This window comes from Mitsuokella sp. oral taxon 131 str. W9106 (assembly GCF_000469545.1).
In the GTDB taxonomy this organism is placed as follows: domain Bacteria; phylum Bacillota; class Negativicutes; order Selenomonadales; family Selenomonadaceae; genus AWVT01.
This window is the reverse complement of record NZ_KI273053.1, coordinates 1-19,783: the sequence shown is the minus strand read 5'-3', so window position 1 is coordinate 19,783 and position 19,783 is coordinate 1. Positions and strand designations below refer to the sequence as shown.

Below are 19,783 nucleotides of genomic sequence, written 5' to 3'. Positions count from 1 at the left end.
TCACTTCTTGTGCTGAATCGTTATGGTCTCGTGCTCCGAGACGCGAAGCTGTGCCTTGGTGAATGGCACTTCGACGATATAGTAGTTGTCCTTCTGCTGGTAGTTCACAAGCGTCAGGTTTTTCTTCCCCGCTTCCTGCACAAAGAGCGGGACTTGGTGGCTCGGCAGCTTTTGGAATTTCAGATAGACTTTCGCTCCATCGGAAAACACCATGGTGGGACGATATGCAGCGCTGTTTCCCGATACTTTGTAGGAGAAGTCAAGATCTTCCACGCTGGCCACGGCGACCGAGCCAGTCTTTTTCTCTTTTTCCTGCTGTGCTTCATAGAGCGCATTGGCATGGTCTTCCGCGCCATACGTCCAGTACACCATGGGATTGTACCAATCCGAGGTGTTTAGGATCATTTGATAGCTGCGCCGATTTGTCGTGACGATAAGGTTCGTCGTGGACTTTTCCACGATTGGCTTGATATAGAGATGCGGCGTGCCGTCCACGACACTCTGCGACACTGCCCACCCGGCTGTGTCTCCACCTCCGACAAACTGAATCGTTTCCCCTTTCTTGAAGGCAAGGTCTGTCAGATAGCCGCGCCGGCAATAGATTTTATAAAGCTGCTCAGGGGCGTAGGTGAATACCATTGTCGAGTCGCCCTGCGAATTGATGGCATCTTGCGTGTAGCTGACATGTCCTGCTGCGGCAGGATAGACAAGAGCGCGGTTCGTAGGTGCCGGAATGGCGGCATACGTTTTTTCTTGTTCCCTCTCTACGCCAGCCAGCTTTTCGGCAAGCTCGTCCAAAAGGGATAGCAGTTCTGCCTGCGTCGTGCTCATGGCGTAGAGATCCGATCGAAGGCTCTCTATTTCAGCTGCCATTTCACGCGAACTCTTTTTGCCTTTCGTCCCAGTATCTGCCGCATGGAGCGACGCGGCCTTGTCTGTCGCTGCATCTTCTCGGGCAAGGCGTGCCTGTTGCAATTTCTTCAAAGTATCCTCAGCCGAAGGGATTGCAGCTGATTCTGCTGCCTGCGCCGCACTTGCCGAATCGGCCGTAGACTCTGCTGCCTGTGCAAAGCTCATATTCCCGGCAAGAACAAGCCCAATGAGCACACGCGCAAGCGTTCTTATTGGATAAGTCGTCTGCATCTTGATGTTCCTCCCAATCCTTCAAAAACTGAATAATATGGAATTTTATTCAGGTGTCCAATTTGGACACCTGAATCTTTCACGAATTCGACGTCGCAGCAGATGCCGCATTCGACGCTGCCGTTGCATTTTGTCTATTGCTTCCCGACGCTCCGCTCTTGCCCTTCCCGCCTATTTCGGTTGAGAAATTCAGGTCCGAAATATACAATCCGAGCGGATTCACGAGGAGTGTCGCTTCATCTTTGGACGGGATTGTCGTCACCGAGAACACGCACTGGTAGTTCTTGTCTTCCTGCTTGCCCGTCGCAATATTGAACTCTTCTTCCGTCCACGTCGCATGGTAGGATTGCGTATCCGGAATTTTGGCGATGCTCGTGATTTTCGTCTGAACCGTGTAGGTAGCGTAGCGTTCCGCAAAGTGCTCGTTCTTTTGGATTGCGCTGTACTTCTGCCCAGCTGCCTGTGTCAGGAAGGCATAGGCTTTTTTCTGCATCTTGTCCTGCTGCACGGGGTCGAGCTGGATGGAGCGTGCGTTTTGTATGAATTGCCCTAAGAAATAGCAGATCTCTGCATCCTGCGGCGTATAATCCTGCGAGACGAAAGCCCCTGCTTTCTCTACCTCGCCTGTCGATTTGTCCACGGTAACGACGTACGGGATGATTTGGGATTTAAGCGACTGTACCGTTAGCCCAACGGAGAGCACGATGCACGCGACGAGAAGCCCGAGCGAGATGCGTCTCCAGTTGTACGACTGCACCGTCGCACTGCCGAGCCGTTCGTCCATGACGGCGCGCGCACGTTCGGCGGGGGTGGCAGGGCTTTTCATGTTGCTGGTGTCTGAAAAATGTTCCGGCCGTTTGAATAAATTGAGTGCCATATCGTATCCTCCTTAATTCGGCTTTCCAAGCGGTACAGGGTCTCCGCCAAAGAAGGCAATGCGCCCATCCTGCGTGGATTTTTCCGCTGTTTTCGCGGGCGCATTCTCTGGCGCAGCAGCGGTGCTCTGCCCCGATGCTGCGGCGCTCTGCACGGGGACAGGCTGCGCCTGTGGCACGCTCTGCGCGGCAGGCACGGAAGGCACGGGAATGGTCGGCAGCGGGATCGCCCCCTGCGCAATTCCTGCCGCACGCGGGGCGCTCGTCGCGCGGATTGGCTTTGCCGTGACGCCGCCTGCGGCAGCAACTGCATCCGCAGGCGCGGCCTGCGTGCCGCGCGGGAAGAAGTTCCCGCCTGCCGCAAGGCCGCCTGACAGGTCATACGGCCTTGTCACGCCCGGCGAGGCCTCGCGCTGCATCGCCGCTTCCATGCGCGGATAGAAGAACGCTGCCCCCAAGGCAAAGAGTGTGGCAAGGATGCCTGCGCTCATCACGCCGCCTGCCGCAGAGCCATAGAGAAAGATTTTTTGCCGCTCCCGGTCTTCCCGATAGGGCAAATAGTGCCATAGATCCATAACGACCTCCTTAACGTGCCACGGCATCCCGTTCGAGCAAGAGACGCTCGGAAAGCACGTCGATATTCCAATCGGATTCATCCACCGCAAAGGGGCTCTGAAACAGCAAGATGATTTTCCTTCCCGTCTCCTCGAGCACAACGTATTCCGCCGGAAGCAGCATGCGCCAAAGGGAACGAAGGAGCGGATCGCGAGAAAGTGCTTCCGCTGCGCTCCGCTTCTCCTCCCCAAGCCACTTGAAGCGCCGATAGACAGCCTGCGCGGGAAAAGCCTCGTGCTCGCATCGCGCCCGAAGCACGACGCGGAGATCCCCTGCCTCGCAACATAGCTGGATGGCAAGCTCCGTCTCCTCTGCCCCTGCAAGGAGTTTTGCCGCTTCCGCGATGGCAAGCGCCACACGCGTGCGCGCGCCGTGGGACATGCCTAGGATGCGCTGCACTTGCGGCCGGATCCGTTCCTGATAGGCAGCACTGCCACGGCAATGCCATAACCTCACCTTCACACACGGCCTCCTTACCAAATGGCGAGCAGCGGGACGACGACCTCCTTGATGTTGGCCAGCGGGACAGGTCCCGTATAGCGTCCATCAAAGCTGCGCGGCGACTCCGCAAGGGGGAGGAATGCCCCATCCGGCACGACATGATCCACATCCCGCGCAAGCTGCGGAAGCGGGCGTCCCTTGCTGTCCACGTCCTGCACCTGCCCTTTGTATGCGCCGTTGATGGCAAAAAGCGCATGGTCGCCATTTGCCGAGATGCGGTATGTATCGCCAGCGACCGCACCAACGCGCTTTAAAAATAGTGCGTTTGGCCGTGAAGCATAGCCGCGCGCATCGCTGATCGCACGCACCGCGTCCGGTGGCTGATAGACGACAATATCGCCGCGCTCGATCTGCCGCGCAGGGATGCGCAGGTAAAACCCGCGCGGCAGGCTCGCGGTCTCGTTCCAGATGATGATGTCCTGCTTCGGGAACTCCCAGCCTGCCGCAGTTGCTATGAGCATGAACAAGACAAAGGCGATCATCGCCCATGCCCACGGCTTTTCTCGCGGGCTCGGAAAATGGCGTTGGCGTCGCTGCATCGTGATTCTCCTTTTCTGCACCACGCGTTAAGATTCGGCTCTAAGGCTATTATAAATTCTTGCAGTTTTTAAAAACTGCAAACTTTTTCGGATTCAGGATTTTTTTGATCTGCCGCTGATAGGCGCCAAGATAGGCATGTGCCACGCTCGCCGTCAGTCCCATATCGCCGATCTCGTCCACGATTTCCTGCACGCTGGCAAACGGATCGCGCAGTTTCGCATGGATCACGCGCTGATATTGCTGTGCGCGGCTGCTTGCGCCAAGCGGCACACGCCGAAAGGAATCCATGAAGGACAGCAGTTCGCGCGAGACATTGCGCGCCTCCTGCAAGGCATCCAGCCAGCCTTCATCGACGGGGACGTCCACGCGAAGGGCAAAGGTGCTGAGCCGCATGTCAAGGATGGACAGGAGGTTGTACGGGATGCGCGGGAAGTAAGCGTCGGCAAGGCTCGGACGGTAAAAGAGCAGCGAGGACAGGCGCGATAAAATACGCTCGTTCATGCAATAAAGCTGGCGTTCCGAGGCAGGCAGGCGCATGGAGAGGTAGTGCATGCTTTTCCCGTCGCGATAGTGGCGGCGGAGGAATTCCGCTTCGAGCTTGTCCATGCTCTCTAGCAGGACATGGACGAGAATCCGGTTGATCTCTTCGCGCTGCCAGCGAAGATAGCCGGCAAGGATGCGCGGATGCGTCTCGCTCGCACAGAGGGCTACAAGCTCTTCGAGAGAAAGCGGGATGAGCCGCTGCCGAAAGGCGCGCCTTAGCGCGATCGACGCAAGTGCTGTGCCGAGATCCGGCGCTTTGATCGTGTTCATAGTCCCTCCCCCGGTGCATCACGGCTTGCCGTGCCATGCTTATGGCGCATCATGAGCTGGTAGAACGGGCTGCTTGCATCAAGTGGCATATCTGCCATCGCCTGCTTTTCCTCACGAATGGCCTGCATGGTATGCTCCCTGCGCACCTGCAATGCCTTGTCACGCTCGCACTTCTGCCTTTGCTGCGGGGATTGCTCGAAATTCTCTTTCAGTGCCGTATAGAGCCACCCTGCCGCATTCTGGATTGTGTGGCTTTTCTTTGCCTGTTTGAGCATCTCCAGCATGGCCTGCACTCTTTGCTCCCCGAAACGCTTCACGCATTTGCGGATGGAATCTGCCGGAACGCCTTGCTTCTCGCCCACCGAAAGCAGCGTTTCAAGAGGAACAACAACAGGACGCGTCTCGCCTTGCGACTGCACCGCAGGGGAAGCAGGCTGTGGCAGAGCGGACGACAAGAGAGGGCCGACCGAGGAGAATCCCGTCACCTCCGCTTGGGAGGCGTCACGATCTCTCTTCTCGTCAAGTTGTGTTGTTGTTGTTTTATTAAACTCTGTTGTATTTGTTGTTGTATTATATACGCGCGCGCGAGGAGAGGCCGCGAGCCCTTGTCCGGACGGGGGATTTGCAATGGACTTCCATGGTGTCATTTTGACACTATGGAAAGTGTCATTTTGACCCGATGGACAGTCTCTTTTTGACACCATGGTGGGTTCACTTTGACCTTTTGGTTGCGATTCTCTTATTTTATTATAAGAAAAGTCCTCTGAGCCTTGATTATCCGCAGAGTTCCATTTTGACACTATGGTAGGTTTTGTTTGACCTTTTGCTGGATTTGCGGAGGGTTCGACTGTTTTTGCGGGAGCAGCTGCCTTCTTCACGGACGGTTTGCGCGCCATCGCTTTCTCCTGCTGATACTGCGCATCCAGCTCTGCCAATCGCTCCTCGTTGATCGTATAGGCGAGCGTCCGATCGACCTGCACGCGGTTGAATTGCGTCGTGGTGAGCAAGATGCGGTGCGTCTCCTTCAAGGCGCGCAACATCCGCTTGAACGTGCTGACGGAGCTGATGAACGGGAACTGCTTCATCCAATCCTCAATCGAATTGTAAATCCAGCGACGCCCCTCTCCATCCACGTATCCCATGCCCTGGTTCATCCAAAATCGGAGCTGCTGGACAAAGAGCGCCTCATGCAGCCCGATTTGCTTCGCAAGCCAAGGATTCACCATGAGCCAGTGTTCATCCATGACCAAGCTAGACATATTCTTCCCTCCTTACATCCATAACCCGATGGGATCGGCATAGACATAACCCCCGTCCTCGCCTTTGACAATCCACTCCAAATGCAGATGTGGCCCTGTGGCATTCCCTGTTGCACCGACGTATCCGATGATTTCCCCTTGCGCCACACTGGCACCAACGTCTACGATCACGCCTGACATGTGCGCATAGCGCGTGTAGCAGTCCATCGCAGGATGGTACAGCATGACCTGATTCCCGTAGCCGTCGCCGAAATCCCCCGCTTGCACGACAACGCCATCGAACATCGCAGGGATGGGCGTGCCATAGTCGTACCCTAGGTCAAGCCCACTATGGAACTTCCATGCGCCCGTGATGGGATGGACGCGCCAACCAAAAGATGATGTGATGGGCAGTTCTGCCATGCAGACAGGAGACAGGAAAAATACGCATACTAGCCCGACGAGAATCCCTCTGATTGTAAATTTTTTAATCCACATGCCCGCTGCCCCCCGCCTTTAGCGAATGGTCTCTATCACCAATCGGAGCGATGCACTGCGAAGCTCCCATTTTGCTGCTTCTGTCGTATCGCCATTCCTGTCCATATTTTGCGCAAACGATCTTGCCGTGTTCTCCAGCTCGGATAAGATTCCTAGAATCCATTTGTTGGCATCCTTTTCCGCGTTGTCTGCCGATTCCATCAACGATTTCATGTCAAGCCCGTGCTCTGGCATCACTTCCTCATCCGCATCCGAGGTGTCTTTCTCTCGCTCCATCCCTGGAAATACGGTCTGGCCTTCCTCTTTTTCCAAGGTCTCCTCATAGGACGGTGCACGCGATGCAGCAGGCATGTCGGACGATGCCGATATATCCGCTTCTTTTTCTGAGGTATTTTCCTCGCAAGGCACAGCATCGCCCTTATCGCTGTTTTGTGCACGATTCTTCTCGCCTTCCTCGTCATAATCTACGTCCGTCCGTTCCTCTTGATCGTCTGCCGCTGCCACGCGCTGAGCGAACCAGTTCCTCGCATCCGAAACCGTACCGCCATGCTCCCCGTCACGAATCCCTTGAATAAAGGCATCCTGTTCGTCCTGTTCCAGGCTGGCAATTTCGCTCGCCGTGCTTTTGCTGATGAGCCCATCGTCAAATGCCTCTTTTGCCGCATCGGAAAGCTGGGACAGGGTTTGCAGGCGCTGCAATGCGGTCGGCGATATGGAAAGGATTTGCTCGGCAAAGAATGTCCGGAATTTCATGTTTTTCCCGGTTTCGTCAAGCAATCCGCCTTGCCCCTTCGCCTCTTCGTAAATCGCCTTTGCAATCGGCTCAAGCTCGCGCACCTCCTTCAGCTGATCCAATGCAGTCTTGTGCCGATAGTTATTCGCCAGGATGATGGAAAGCGTCTCCATTTGCTCGGCCGAAAGTGCGCCCTGGCTTTCAAATGGCGGAATCACATGGCAAGGCAGATCTGCCCGTGTGATTTCGCCGCGCTGAATACGGTACAGCGTAGCGGAGAGCCTGCGTTCTCCAGAAATCAGACGATACGTTCCGTTTCCGTTGTCCACGACTTCCAGCGGTGGGATATGATCCGATACGGCAAGCGAATTGGCGAGTTCTTCTATCCCCTCGATGGAGTAAAAATTCTTTTCGTTGGGAATGATTTTTTCTGCGTCAATCTGCTGCACCGCATAGCCGCTCACGGGCTGTGCCGCATTTCGCGTATTGGCATTCAGATAAGACAGCAGGCTGCCGTTGTGCTTTTTCATGCGAACATCTCCTCTGCAAAGTGCATCATATCTCTGGCAACACGACAATTCGGACAGACTTCAAATATGCTCTTCCCCGTCTTGCTGGCCGTCATCAAACGATATTTTGCTTCTCGTGTCGCATACGAAATCTTTGTATGAAAGAGGGGAAGCCCCAATGCTTTCATATCCTCGTATGAATCGGACAGGTCGGGATAAGATAGGTATTGATTGACCAAAACGCCCTTGATGGAGATGTACGGATTGAACTGCTTCACATCTTCAATTTGTGCGGCCATCTTTTTGATGCCGTCCATGCTGTCCGTTTCGGGGAGTGTCACGATGACAACATCATCCGTGATGGACAGCGCATTGAACACGCTCATGTTGATGTCAGGCGGATTGTCTATGATGCAGACTGCATACTGATCTGCGATTTCCTCAAAGGCTTGCTTCAAGATCACGTCCTGTCTCTGCGTCTTTCTGCCAAGCACGGCAAGATTCGCTTCCAGCAGCCCCATGTCAGCCGCAATGAAGTCTAAATTCCCATGGCGCGAGGACTGCACCACCTCGCTTGCCTTCGCACCATCCATCAGGATATTGGCAAGTGTGCCTTGATTCGGATCTGCCCCCAGCCAGCGCGAGGCATTTCCCTGCTTGTCGTTGTCGATGAAAAGAACTTTCAGCTCCCATGATTCGGCAAGCAGGTAGGCAAGATTCGTAGACAGCGTCGTCTTTCCGACGCCGCCTTTCAGGTTGATGAAACTGATCGTTTTCATGTGAGATTCTCCTAACAATAGTGAAATCGTTCCAGCTCATGAATGACATCCTGCAAATAGGAGATGAGCTCATCTACGCGCTCCGTATTCGCAGGGTCATATTCCATCGCTTGCAGCTCGGCCACGATCTGGCGCAGGCCGGTCCGGATGTTCAATTTGAACCGATGCAGGTTCTCATCGAATTTCGTGACATGGTGCACCTCGATGATCGTTTCCAGATACTGGATCTTCTTCTCCAGTTCCGCGTTCTTCTGCTGCAAAGCGTAGGTGGATTCCGATATGGCTTCCTCCATCTCATCGCCTCCTGAGAGTTTGCATTTTCTTCTTGCATTTTTCATAAAACCTTGTTATCCTATAAGCACTGATAGTTGTCACTTTTGAGAGGGTGGCATTATCTTCTTGCCCGCATCGATTCCGCGTCGATGCGGTTTTTATTTGGGCGATGCAGCAGGATTCCATATTTCCCGTAAATCTGCCACGCCCAGCGCGTCTGCAATTCGGATGGCGGACAGCACATTCGGAGGCGTTGCATCTGCTTCGTAGCGGATGTATGACCGACGCGCGATATTGGCCATATCGGCAATCTCCACTTGATGCTTCCCTTGTGCCAGACGGATTGCTTTCAATCGATTCACGCTATCCACCGCCTTCCATGTCTCCCCATATATCTTCCACTGTCGTATGCAAAAAATTGGCTATCTTTATGGCAACGGGCAACGTGGGGATCACGGGATCCTTTATTGCCTCAAATTGCGTATAAAAGAATTTGCTCACGCCGATTGCCCGCATGACATCTTCCTGTGAAAAATTCGCGCGCGCCCTCACTTGCCGCAGGCGGTTCAGCGGTGTGCGTTGCCACATCGGCAAAAAAGGTGCATCCTCCGAGAACGTGCGCTTGCAATCTTGGCAAAGCATCCTCCTCCTTCGGTAAATGTATTCCACGGATGAGTTGAGCCCATACATCTTCACTGCCCCGTATGAATTGACAATCGTATGCGTCGAGCCGCAATGCGGACATGGATAGGACTTGCGCGGAAGATGAAATCGAATCTGCTCCTCCGTGCGCACCTCAATGCAATCCTTCGGCAAGCCATCCACAAATGCAGCTATTTTTTCCGTTGCCCCCATCCCTTCACCTCGTTTTTAGGCAAAAAAATAAATGCTGTGAGATAACTCATAAAATGAGTTCCCACAACATTTATTGTAGAGCCGCGCGGACTTCCTCATTGACAAACCTACACCGCGCGGACTTCCTCATTGACAAACGAAATCGGAACGAGTAAAGTTAAATTGTATGGAATCAGAAAGCAATTCGGGAGGACTCGGCAATGGCAAAAATCACGAAGGAATCGTTCGGCCGCTTGCGCGATGGGCGGGAAGCATCTCTCTACACCCTCCGAAACACGAAGGGAACGGAAGCAAAGGTGACGACGTTCGGCGCACGTCTCGTCGGTTGGAGCGCGTTTGCACGAGGCGGCAGGCGCGTCGATGTCGTGCTTGGATTGGAAAGCGCGGCCGCGTATGAGGCGGATACGGCATCGTTTGGTGGGCTCGTCGGGCGCGTGGCGAACCGCATCGCGGGCGGCAGGGTGACGATTGCGGGCAAGGACTACCAGCTCGAATGCAACACGGGATCGAAGAAGCAAAACCACATTCACGGCGGTTTTTTTGGGTTCCATCGGAGGCTTTGGGATGCGGAGGCGACGGACACGGGGCTTCTGCTCACGTACCGCAGCAGGGACGGGGAGGGCGGCTATCCCGGCAATCTCACGGCAAGGGTTCGCTACGCACTTTCGAACGACAACGAACTCTGCCTCACCTATGCGGCGGAGTCGGATGCCGATACGCTCTGCAATCTCACGAATCACGCCTACTTCAATCTCGCAGGACACGATTCGGGATCGGTGCTCGCACAGAAAATCCAGCTCTTTTCGGATGCATACACGTGGGCGGATGCGGAGTCCTTGCCCGACGGCAGGATTCTTTCCGTCGCGGGCACGCCGATGGATCTCAGAACGCTCACGCCGATCGGCGCACATATCGACGACGATTTCGACGAACTCAGGATGGCAGGCGGCTACGACCACAACTGGGTCATCCGCGACGAACCGGCAGCCGTCGAGCAGAGGCCCGGCATGTTCGGCTACGATCCCGGCTGCCCCATCGACTACGCAGCGGGCGGCCTAAAGAAGGCAGCGTATGCCGAGGCGGAGGAGACCGGGCTGTCCCTCACGTGCTATACGACGCAGCCCGGCGTACAGTTCTACACGGCAAATGCCTTGAAGGGCGTGCACGGCAAGGACGGCGCTGTCTACGAAAGACGCGGCGCGTTTTGCCTGGAGACGCAGTTTTACCCCAATGCGCCTGCCAATCCTTCCTTCCCCCAGCCGTATCTGAAACAGGGCGATACGTGGAAGGCGCAGACGGTCTACGTGCTCGCGCCAACTGACTGAGCGGCAACGTGCGGCAAGCGCGCGGCAGATGCAGAAAAGGAGAGGCTTTATGACGAAACGGTATACGGTATCTTTTCCGAACTACACGATCGGCGAGGAGGCGTACGACAAGATACGCGAAATCTGTCCGCGCTACGGAAAGACCGTCGTCGTCATCGGCGGCAGGGAAGGGGTCGAGGCGGCGCAGGAGAAGATGGTCAAGGCGGTCGAGGGGGTCGGGCTCGAGTTCACGGGGTTCATCCATGCGAGCGGGCAGACGACGCGCAAAGCGATCGCGCGCATCGCGAACGACAGCGCTGTCGCGGAGGCCGATATGATCTTTGCCGTCGGAGGCGGCAAGGTCATCGACACGGCAAAAGCCGTTGCGCACACGGTTAACAAGCCGTACTTTACCTTTCCAACCGTTGCGGGGAGCTGCGCGGCATCGGCGAGCATCGCGACGGTTTACGAGCCGGACGGCCGCTTCCGCGAATACCTTTACTCCATCGTGCCGCCGGTTCACGTCTTCATCTGCACGCGCATCCTCGTCCATGCCCCCGTCGAGGTGCTGCGGCGCGGCATCGGGGACACGATGGCGAAGTTCTACGAGGCGCAGATCGCGTCGCGCGGCAAGACGCTCTGCCATCGCGACGGCATGGGCATCGCGCTCTCGAAGATGTGCGCCGAGCCGCTTTACGCCTACGGCGCGCAGGCGCTGGAGGACAACCGTCAGCACCGCGCGAGCCTCGCGTTCGAGGAGACGGTGCTCGCCGTCATCATCACGAGCGGTCTCGTCTCGAATCTCGCTGCGCCCGAGTACAACGGGCATATCGCGCACGCACTCTTCGTCGAGCTCGGCAATCTCTCCGCGCGCGAGCAGTGCCGTCAGCACGGCGGGCTCGTCGCCTACGGCATCCTTCTTCTCCTGCTCTGCGATGGGCAGGTCGAAGAATTCGAGCGCTTTTTCCGCTTTTGCCGCAGGATCGGGCTGCCGACGTGCCGCAAGGACATCGGCGCGGGCGAGGACGACATCCATCGCGTCTTTCAGGCGACGGAGAAAAAGCAGGACGTGCGCATCATGCCGTACAAGATCACGCAGAGCGTATTGCTCGATGCGGCGCGCAAGCTGGAAACTTATCATAAGAACCATCAATGAATAAAATAAATATTTATAATTAGACGAAATAAAGGGAAAGTTCTATAATAAAACCATCGAAGCCGAGGTGAATGATAACCGAACCATACCGAATCGTGTTTGGCGCAACATCTCGGCTTCTTCAGTGCATAAGGGGGCAAGACAATGAATATCCATGAGTACCAAAGCAAGGAAATCCTGCGCTCCTACGGCGTGCATGTCCCGGACGGCAAACCGGCGTTCACGGTGGAGGAGGCGGTAGCGAACGCGAAAGCGCTCGCTACTCCCGTTATCGTTGTCAAAGCACAGATCCATGCGGGCGGCCGCGGCAAGGCGGGCGGCGTCAAGATCGCGAAGTCGGCCGACGAGGTCAGGGGCTATGCAAAAGAGCTGCTCGGCAAGACGCTCGTCACGCATCAGACCGGTCCTGAAGGCAAGAAAGTCGGACGTCTGCTCATCGAGGCAGGCGCAAGCATCCAGAAAGAGTATTACCTCTCCTTTGTCGTCGACCGCCAGACGGCGCGCATCGTCATGATGGGCTCGGAAGAAGGCGGCGTTGAGATCGAGAAGGTCGCTGCCAAGACCCCCGAAAAGATCTACAAGGAATACATCGATCCCGTCATTGGGCTTGCTCCGTTTCAAGCGCAGCGCATGGCGTATGCGATCCATATCCCCGCGCCTGCCATCCGCAAGGCGACGGCGCTCATGCAGGGGCTCTACAAGGTGATGATCGGCAAGGACTGCTCGCAGGTCGAGATCAATCCCCTCGTCGTCACGGCAGAGGACGACGTCATCGCGCTCGACGCGAAGCTCAACTTCGATGACAGCGCGCTCTTCCGCCATCCCGACATCGTCGCGCTTCGCGATGAGACGGAGGAGGATCCGAAGGAGCGCGAGGCGGCGGAAGCCGGGCTCAACTACGTCAACCTTGGCGGCGATGTCGCCTGCATGGTCAACGGCGCTGGCCTCGCGATGGCCACCGTCGACATCATCAAGCACTACGGCGGCGAGCCGGCGAACTTCCTCGATGTCGGCGGCGACTCCGAGCCGGAGAAGATCGCAAAGGCGTTCCGCATCATGCTCGAAGGCGGCCAGGCAAAAGGCATCTTCGTCAACATCTTCGGCGGCATCAACCGCTGCGACAACATCGCAAACGGCATCATCGAGGCGGCGAAGATCATCTCTCCCGATGGAAAATCGCTGCCGGTTCCCGTCGTCGTGCGCCTTGAGGGGACGAAGGTCAAGGAAGGGCGCGCGATCCTGAAGAACACGCCGATTGCGAACGTGTTCCCCGCCGCGACGATGGAAGGCGGTGCGGAAGAGATCGTGAAGCGCGTCGCTGCGGCGAAGGCTTGAAAGGGAGGGCAAGGCTATGTCAGTTTTGGTTGATAAGGATACGAAAGTCATCGTACAGGGCATCACGGGCAAGGCGGCGTCGTTCCACACGAAGCAGATGCTCGACTACGGGACGAAGATCGTCGGCGGCGTAACCCCTGGAAAGGCAGGGCAGTCCGTCGAGGGCGTCCCTGTGTTCAATACCGTGCGGGACGCCGTCCGCGCAACGGGCGCGACGGCATCCGTCGTCTACGTGCCCGCGCGCTTCGCAGCGGACTCCATCATGGAGGCGGCCGATGCGGATCTCGATCTCGTCGTCTGCATCACCGAGCACATCCCCGTGCTCGACATGGTCAAGGTGCGCCGCTACCTGGAAGGGCGCAGGACGCGGCTCGTCGGACCGAACTGCCCCGGCATTTTGACCGCAGATCAGGCGAAGCTCGGCATCACGCCCGGCAGCGTCAGCAAGCCTGGCCACGTCGGCGTCATCTCGCGCTCCGGCACGCTCACCTACGAGGCGGCGTTCCAGCTGACGAACGCGGGCATCGGGCAGACGACGACTGTCGGCATCGGCGGCGACCCCGTCAAGGGCATGGACTTCATCGATGCGCTGAAGCTTTTCAAGGACGATCCCGATACGCTCGCCGTCCTCATGATCGGCGAGATCGGCGGCACGGCGGAGGAGGACGCGGCGAAGTGGATCCAGGAGAACCTGAAAGAAAAGCCCGTCTCCGCATTCATCGCAGGGCGTCAGGCGCCTCCGGGCAAGCGCATGGGGCATGCGGGCGCGATCATCTCAGGCGGCAAGGGCACGGCGGCGGACAAAGTTGCCGCGCTCACCGCAGCAGGCATCCCCGTGGCCGATACCGTCGCGCACATCGGCGCGACGATGGTCAAGCTCCTCAAGGGAAAAGGACTGTTCGAGAAGTGCCATACCTGCTGAGATGCTGGGAGCAGGGAAACCCATGGAACGGAAAAAGAGATTGCTGCAAAGTCCTGCGGCAATCTCTTTTTTGTCCTGTGGAACGCGCTGCATGAAAAAAGCTGCGGGCAAACGAATCGCGCGCTTGCCCGCAGCACCCTCTTGGCCAAGCCGTGAGGGCTTCTTCACATTACTTCACGCCTGCGCCGTCGAGTGCATGGCGGACGCTCTGGGCGGCCTTGTGCATCTTTTCCAGCTCGTCGTCCGAGAGGTGGATCTCGAACGAGCGTACGACTCCGTCTGCGCAGACCATGCGCGGGATGGAGAGGGCGACGTTCTTGATGCCGTACTCGCCTTCCATGACCGCGGAGCACGGGAGGATCGTGTGCTCGTCGTAGAGCACCGCCTTGATGTAGCGGCATGCCGCCATCGCGACGCCCGTGTTCGTGAAGCCCTTGCGGTTGATGACGTCGTATGCGACCTGCACGAGCTCCTTCTCGACGCCGGCCTTGCTGAGCTTTTCCGTATGATGGAAATACTCGTCGAGGAGATCGATGGAAAAGCCTGCGCAGCCCGTCGTCGACCATGCGACGAATGCCGCATTGCCGTGCTCGCCGAGGACGTATCCGTGGATCGTCTTCGGGTCGACCTGATACCGATCGGCGAGGATGCGGCGGAAGCGATACGTCTCGAGGAGCGTGCCCGTGCCGAGGATGAGATGGCGCGGGTAATCGAACATCGTCGATACCGCATAGGTGGCCACGTCGAGCGGGTTCGTGATCATGATGATCATGGCTTCCTTCGTGCGCTTTACGATCTCGCTGAAGACGGACGACATGATCTTGACGTTCGTGCCGGCGAGCTTGAGGCGATCCGGCGTCTCACCCGGACGGATGGACGGACCGGCCGTGATGACGATGATGTTTGCATCCTTGCAGTCGTCGTAGTCGCCGAGGTGGAACTTGATATTCGTGCTGTAGATGCAGCTCGTCGCATGGCTCGAATCCTTTGCCTCGCCCCATGCCTTATCCTCATTGATGTCGATGAGCGCGACTTCCGTTGCGAGCTGGAAGTCCGCAATCTTGTTCGCAACGGCGGAACCGACGTTGCTGGCACCGATGACGACAATCTTTCTTCTCTGATTCATTCGATTACCCCCTGCTATCGAAGTATATGTGAAAAAAAACTCTTGTCAATGCAATCCTATCATTCTAAAGTTGGATTGTCAACGGATTCCTGCCGTTATCATGAGAAAAAGTTTCAATGGCTTGTTTTGGTTCTTTTTGCCGTGTGGCCGGTGCGTGAAAGCCCGTGAAAGCCCGTGAAAGCCCGCGAAAAATTCCTTGTCAAAAACAGGCGAATGCACGATAATATAAGCGAATGGCTCTATCTGCTGGCGATAGACCGTTCACAAGGATGGGCAGCAAAAGGAGGACATGGACATGGATGTAACGGAAGTAACGAATGCAACTGCGGTTTCGGGCATGGGCGCGGGCACGCAGGCGAACGTCACGGCGTCCGACGTCGCGGCGGCACGTCAAGCGAAGCAGGCAGGCGGCGTGGCGCCTGCAAAGGACGTGCATGCGTCTGCGGCAAGTGCGGCGACGCGTGCGTACCAAATTGACGTCAAGGCAGACGGCGCAGCGCAGGAGAAGGCGATCAAAGGCCTGACGAAAGAGCAGGCGAAGGTTCTGCAGGCAGGCATTGACAGCGGCTATCAAAAGATGCTCGAATCGATGGCGAAGGGCACGACGAATGCGAACCTGCTCGTGCAGGGCTCGCTCTCGGCGAACGGCGGCAGCAAGGTGAACGCCGCCTACCAGCTCATGATCGATGTGCTTTCGTCGCACAACAAGCAGCTTCAGGGCTACGTCGATGACGGCGTCGGTACGCTGAACTTCGGCGGCACGAAGATCGGGGCGGACAAGTTCGTCCTGCCATCTGTCGGCACGACGCCCGAAGAGGCGGCGAAAGCGATTGCGGACGGCGGCCAGTGGTCGGTGCATGCGGTTTCGGACCGCCTCTTCGGCATGGCGACGGCGCTCGCGGGAAACGACGCGGCGAAGCTCAAGGCCATGCAGGGCGCGATCGAAGCGGGCTTCAAGCAGGCCGGCATCACGTGGAAGGACGCGACGGGCGAGGACAAGATGCCAAAGATCACGCAGGACACGCATGCCGCGATCACGAAGCGCTTGGAAGCCGCGCTCGCAAAGCTCGGCCAAAAGGCAGCGGGCAGCGCAGGTGCGGCGGATGCTGCGACAGGAACGGCTGCCGCGGCACACTAGGCTTTGGAAACGGGACGCAAAAAGGCGTGGCCATTCGGTCACGCCTTTTTGTGCGGGCAGACAAATAAAACTGGATTTCTAGCAGGATTTTAAGAAAAAGAATCGAATGGATTTATCATAAAATGAATCGGATGGATTGACGCAATACGCCGTTTTTCCCTTTCGGAACATGCGTCAAGGCTGGCGCAACGAGCTTTAGGAGGATGTTCGAACATGAAACTAAAACCGAAGATGATGCTTGGGATCGGCATTCCGCTCGTCCTTGCATTCCTTATCATGGGCATTGCGATTTACTCGATGGCGAGCTCGGCACTGCGCGAGTCGACGTCGGCTTCGCTCGAAGAGATGAGCCAGCACTACGCGCATGAGATCGATTCCGTCGTGCGCGCAAACGTTGCGGTCGTCGATTCGGTCGGCAAAATCTGGGAGGGGGCGCTGCCCGTCGGAGCAGACATGCAGGCGGAGATCAACAGTCTCGCGAAGTCTGACGGCATGCTCTCGTTTTACTTCGGGCGGCCGGATGGGACGTATGCGGCGAGCAATACGATGCGGGACGGCTGGGATCCGCGCACGCGCGATTGGTATAAGAGTGCGGTCGCGGCGGACGGAAAGACCGTCGTTTCCGAGGCATACATGGCGTCGTCGTCGGGCAAGCCCGTCATCACGATCAGCCGCGCGGTCAAGAAGAACGGCGAGATCCTCGGCGTCATCGGCGCGAACATCTCGCTCGATACGGTTGCGGATCTCCTAAAGGATGTCAAGGTCGGCGAGACCGGCACGCTCTATGTGCTCGGCAGCTCGAGCGAGTACATCTATCACCACGGGCATTCCGTCGAGGAGAAGATGACGGAAGTAGACGGCGGCTCGAGCAAGGAACTCGTCAAGCGCATGATGTCCGGAAAAGTCGAGACGATTGAGGATCAATTCCGCGGCGTGGATCGGTTCTTTGCCGTCTCGCCGATCCGCTCGACGGGGTGGACGATGGTCGTGTCCATTCCCCAAAAAGAGGCGTTCGAGGACGTCGCGCACATGAGCTATATGCTCGCGGGCATCTGCGTGCTCACGCTCCTCATCCTCCTTGCGATCACCTACTGCTTCCTCGGTTCGGCAACGACGCCGATCGCGCGGCTCTCCGCCCTCGCGGAGCGCATCGCGGGCGGGGATCTCTCGATGCAGATCCCCGCGAGTGCGCGCACCGACGAGATCGGCATCTTGCACAACAATAACGCAAAAATGCTCGCGGCGATGCGCGATATGGTCGCGGATACGGGAAAGGCGGCGGAGCAAGTCTCCTCGTCGAGCGAGGAGCTGACGACGAGCGCGAATCAGACGGCGCAGGCATCGCAGTCGGCGGCGGAGGCCGTCGTCTCGATCGCCGAGCAGAGTGCGGAGCAGAGCAAGATTGTCGGCAGCGCCGAGGAAACGGTCAACGACATGAATGAATCGATGGACCGTTCCAGAAAGGCTGTGGCGGAGGCGATGGAGGCGGCCGGGAATACGCAGTCGGCAACGGCAGAGGGGCGCGAGCTCATCGATCAAGTCGTCGCGGGGGTCGAACGCCTGGCACGCGGTGCGGCCGGCGTCGATGCCGCCGTGCAAAAGCTCTACGACGACGCGAAGAACATCGCGCGCATCAACGAAGCGATCACGGAGATCTCGGGGCAGACGAAGCTGCTCGCGCTCAATGCCGCGATCGAAGCGGCGCGCGCAGGTGGACAGGGGCGAGGCTTCGCCGTCGTCGCGGACGAAGTGCGCAAGCTGGCGGAGCAATCCGAAGAGGCGGCGCAGGAGATCAACGACGTCATCAAGCGAAACGGCATCGAGATCCAGCAGACGTTCGACCTCACGCGGGCACAGCAGGAAGAAGTGCAAGAAAGCGTTGCGCACGTCAAGGTTGCAGGCGAGGAATTCGGCCGTATCGCAGATGACGTGACGCGCCTCACAGAGGCGATCCGCACGATTCGGGAAGGCAACGAGGCGGTGCAGAAAGCGTGTACGAAAACCGTCGGGCAGGTGGAGCGCATCAGCAAAGCGTCACAGAGCGTCCAGAAGAAAGCGACGGATGTCAGCGCCGTTTCGGAGCAGCAGGCTGCCTCGACGCAGGAAATCGCGGCAGCGAGCCATACGCTTGCCGATCTTGCGGAGAAACTGCAGGCTGGCGTCAAGAAGTTCAAACTGAAGTAAGGGAAGGCTCCTTCGGGAAATTCCATAAAATTTTCTACGAAATAGAAGGATTCCGTAACTGTTCGGCGAAATGAGTCTAATATCAGGTTAACGAAACAGGATTCACGCATCGCGGTGATCGGTCGTTGCAGGGAGGTTTTTTTATGAAATTGAAACCAAAGATGCTGCTTGGCATCGGGATACCACTCGTCGTGGTATTCATCGTCATGGGACTCATCATTAACTCGATGGCGCGTTCCGCGCTCAGCGATATATCGCACAGCTATCTCGCCGAGCTGACCCAGCATTATGCGAACCGCATTACGGTCGCGGTCGATGCGGACCGCACGGCGGTCAACACGACGGCGATCAACTGGGGCGAGGCGATGCCGACGGGCGAATCGATGAAGAAGGGACTCGCGCAGCTCACGAAGCTGAGGGGCGTCAAGGCGGCGTTTGTCGGACGCCCGGACGGCACGACCGATGGAACGATACCGTTTGCCGCGAACTACGACCCGCGCACGCGCAACTGGTACAAGGATGCCGTCGCTTCTCCGGACAAGGATGTCATCTCGGATGTCTATAAGGCGGCTTCCGATAATCAGCCCGTTCTGACGATCAGCCGCGCCATCATGAAGGACGGCAGGCTCCTCGGCGTCGTCGCGCTGAACGTCGACCTCGACGCGGTGTCGGACGAAGTCAAGGACGTCAAGGCCGGCGATACGGGCTCGATCGTCATCCTCGGGCGCAACAGCGAGTTTATCGCCCATCCGAAATACGGCATCGAGGAAAAACTCACCGAAATAGATGGAGGAAAGGAGCTCGCCGCGAAGCTCATGACGGGCAAGCTCGAATCGTTCGAATACGATTTTGAGGGCGTGACGCGTCTTTACGCGGCAGCGCCGGTCGGCGATTCGGGATGGACGGCTCTCGTTTCGATGCCGCGCAGCGAGGCGCAGGAGTCCGCTACGCACATGAGCTACATCCTGCTCGGCATCTGCATCGTCGCCGTTCTGATCCTCCTCGGCATCACGTTCTACTTCCTCACGTCCGCCATCACGCCGATTGAGAAGCTCTCTGCCATCGCAGCGCGCATCGCAGGGGGAGACCTCTCGATGCAGATCCCGCCAAGCGACCGCGTCGATGAGGTCGGGGACTTGCAGAACAACAACGCGAAGATGCTCGATTCCATGCGCAAGATGGTCTCGAGCACGTCGAAGGCGGCGGAGCAGGTCTCGGCGTCGAGCGAGGAGCTGACGGCGAGCGC

21 protein-coding genes are annotated in these 19,783 nt (G+C 57.5%); 7 read left to right on the top strand and 14 right to left on the bottom strand.

Features of this window, described 5'->3' with window-relative positions:
- The 13 genes from HMPREF1985_RS02355 to HMPREF1985_RS02300 form a co-directional block, all read right to left on the bottom strand.
- Positions 1-1,143 (bottom strand): TrbG/VirB9 family P-type conjugative transfer protein, encoded by a 1,143-nt coding sequence (locus tag HMPREF1985_RS02355; protein WP_021770840.1) that lies wholly within the window; start codon positions 1,141-1,143, stop codon positions 1-3.
- Positions 1,144-1,222: 79 nt separating this feature from the next.
- Positions 1,223-2,020 (bottom strand): conjugal transfer protein TrbF, encoded by a 798-nt coding sequence (gene trbF / locus HMPREF1985_RS02350; protein ID WP_021770839.1) that lies wholly within the window; start codon positions 2,018-2,020, stop codon positions 1,223-1,225.
- A 12-nt stretch (positions 2,021-2,032) separates the two neighbouring features.
- A complete protein-coding gene (locus tag HMPREF1985_RS02345) occupies positions 2,033-2,593 on the bottom strand; it encodes a hypothetical protein (protein ID WP_040636828.1) in 561 nt (186 codons plus the stop codon).
- A gap of 10 nt (positions 2,594-2,603) precedes the next feature.
- A complete protein-coding gene (locus HMPREF1985_RS02340) occupies positions 2,604-3,095 on the bottom strand; it encodes a hypothetical protein (protein ID WP_155943504.1) in 492 nt (163 codons plus the stop codon).
- Between the two features lie 11 nt (positions 3,096-3,106).
- Complete coding sequence (locus HMPREF1985_RS02335; RefSeq protein WP_051349037.1) at positions 3,107-3,673, bottom strand: S26 family signal peptidase; 567 nt, start codon at positions 3,671-3,673, stop codon at positions 3,107-3,109.
- A 49-nt stretch (positions 3,674-3,722) separates the two neighbouring features.
- Positions 3,723-4,487: a hypothetical protein gene (locus HMPREF1985_RS02330; protein WP_021770835.1), complete on the bottom strand. Its 765-nt coding sequence runs from the start codon at positions 4,485-4,487 to the stop codon at positions 3,723-3,725.
- Positions 4,484-5,746 carry a hypothetical protein gene (locus tag HMPREF1985_RS10750; RefSeq protein WP_021770834.1) on the bottom strand — a complete coding sequence of 421 codons (1,263 nt, stop codon included), beginning with the start codon at positions 5,744-5,746 and terminating at the stop codon, positions 4,484-4,486. Before HMPREF1985_RS10750 ends, HMPREF1985_RS02330 begins: the two co-directional genes overlap by 4 nt.
- A gap of 12 nt (positions 5,747-5,758) precedes the next feature.
- The gene (locus HMPREF1985_RS02320; RefSeq protein ID WP_021770833.1) at positions 5,759-6,223 is read right to left on the bottom strand and encodes a M23 family metallopeptidase; all 465 of its coding nucleotides are present in this window, start codon (positions 6,221-6,223) and stop codon (positions 5,759-5,761) included.
- An 18-nt stretch (positions 6,224-6,241) separates the two neighbouring features.
- On the bottom strand, positions 6,242-7,486 hold the full coding sequence (locus HMPREF1985_RS02315) for a ParB/RepB/Spo0J family partition protein (RefSeq protein WP_021770832.1): 1,245 nt from the start codon (positions 7,484-7,486) through the stop codon (positions 6,242-6,244).
- Positions 7,483-8,244 (bottom strand): ParA family protein, encoded by a 762-nt coding sequence (locus HMPREF1985_RS02310; protein ID WP_021770831.1) that lies wholly within the window; start codon positions 8,242-8,244, stop codon positions 7,483-7,485. The genes HMPREF1985_RS02315 and HMPREF1985_RS02310 overlap by 4 nt, the downstream gene beginning before the upstream one ends.
- An 11-nt stretch (positions 8,245-8,255) precedes the next feature.
- On the bottom strand, positions 8,256-8,537 hold the full coding sequence (locus HMPREF1985_RS02305; protein ID WP_021770830.1) for a hypothetical protein: 282 nt from the start codon (positions 8,535-8,537) through the stop codon (positions 8,256-8,258).
- A 138-nt stretch (positions 8,538-8,675) separates the two neighbouring features.
- Complete coding sequence (locus HMPREF1985_RS10945; protein WP_071782660.1) at positions 8,676-8,879, bottom strand: helix-turn-helix transcriptional regulator; 204 nt, start codon at positions 8,877-8,879, stop codon at positions 8,676-8,678.
- Between the two features lies 1 nt (position 8,880).
- On the bottom strand, positions 8,881-9,207 hold the full coding sequence (locus HMPREF1985_RS02300; protein WP_196805304.1) for a helix-turn-helix transcriptional regulator: 327 nt from the start codon (positions 9,205-9,207) through the stop codon (positions 8,881-8,883).
- A 365-nt stretch (positions 9,208-9,572) separates the two neighbouring features.
- Here HMPREF1985_RS02300 and HMPREF1985_RS02295 point away from each other — a divergent pair, with 365 nt between their 5' ends.
- The 4 genes from HMPREF1985_RS02295 (at position 9,573) to sucD (ending at position 14,089) form a co-directional block, all read left to right on the top strand.
- Positions 9,573-10,697 carry an aldose epimerase family protein gene (locus tag HMPREF1985_RS02295; RefSeq protein WP_021770827.1) on the top strand — a complete coding sequence of 375 codons (1,125 nt, stop codon included), beginning with the start codon at positions 9,573-9,575 and terminating at the stop codon, positions 10,695-10,697.
- A gap of 49 nt (positions 10,698-10,746) precedes the next feature.
- The gene (locus tag HMPREF1985_RS02290) at positions 10,747-11,832 is read left to right on the top strand and encodes an iron-containing alcohol dehydrogenase family protein (protein WP_040636827.1); all 1,086 of its coding nucleotides are present in this window, start codon (positions 10,747-10,749) and stop codon (positions 11,830-11,832) included.
- Between the two features lie 144 nt (positions 11,833-11,976).
- Positions 11,977-13,167: an ADP-forming succinate--CoA ligase subunit beta gene (sucC, locus tag HMPREF1985_RS02285; RefSeq protein ID WP_021770824.1), complete on the top strand. Its 1,191-nt coding sequence runs from the start codon at positions 11,977-11,979 to the stop codon at positions 13,165-13,167.
- Between the two features lie 16 nt (positions 13,168-13,183).
- Complete coding sequence (gene sucD / locus HMPREF1985_RS02280) at positions 13,184-14,089, top strand: succinate--CoA ligase subunit alpha (protein WP_021770823.1); 906 nt, start codon at positions 13,184-13,186, stop codon at positions 14,087-14,089.
- A 169-nt stretch (positions 14,090-14,258) separates the two neighbouring features.
- Here sucD and HMPREF1985_RS02275 read toward each other — a convergent pair whose 3' ends face one another.
- Positions 14,259-15,215, bottom strand: a complete 957-nt coding sequence (locus HMPREF1985_RS02275) for an L-lactate dehydrogenase (protein WP_021770822.1) — start codon at positions 15,213-15,215, stop codon at positions 14,259-14,261.
- Between the two features lie 295 nt (positions 15,216-15,510).
- Here HMPREF1985_RS02275 and HMPREF1985_RS10745 point away from each other — a divergent pair, with 295 nt between their 5' ends.
- From HMPREF1985_RS10745 to HMPREF1985_RS02260, 3 genes are all read left to right on the top strand, one after another.
- Positions 15,511-16,353, top strand: coding sequence for a hypothetical protein (locus HMPREF1985_RS10745; RefSeq protein WP_051349036.1), 843 nt, complete (start codon positions 15,511-15,513; stop codon positions 16,351-16,353).
- A 213-nt stretch (positions 16,354-16,566) separates the two neighbouring features.
- The gene (locus tag HMPREF1985_RS02265) at positions 16,567-18,537 is read left to right on the top strand and encodes a methyl-accepting chemotaxis protein (protein ID WP_021770818.1); all 1,971 of its coding nucleotides are present in this window, start codon (positions 16,567-16,569) and stop codon (positions 18,535-18,537) included.
- Between the two features lie 143 nt (positions 18,538-18,680).
- On the top strand, positions 18,681-19,783 hold a 1,103-nt coding region (locus HMPREF1985_RS02260; RefSeq protein ID WP_021770817.1), incomplete at its 3' end, for a cache domain-containing sensor histidine kinase.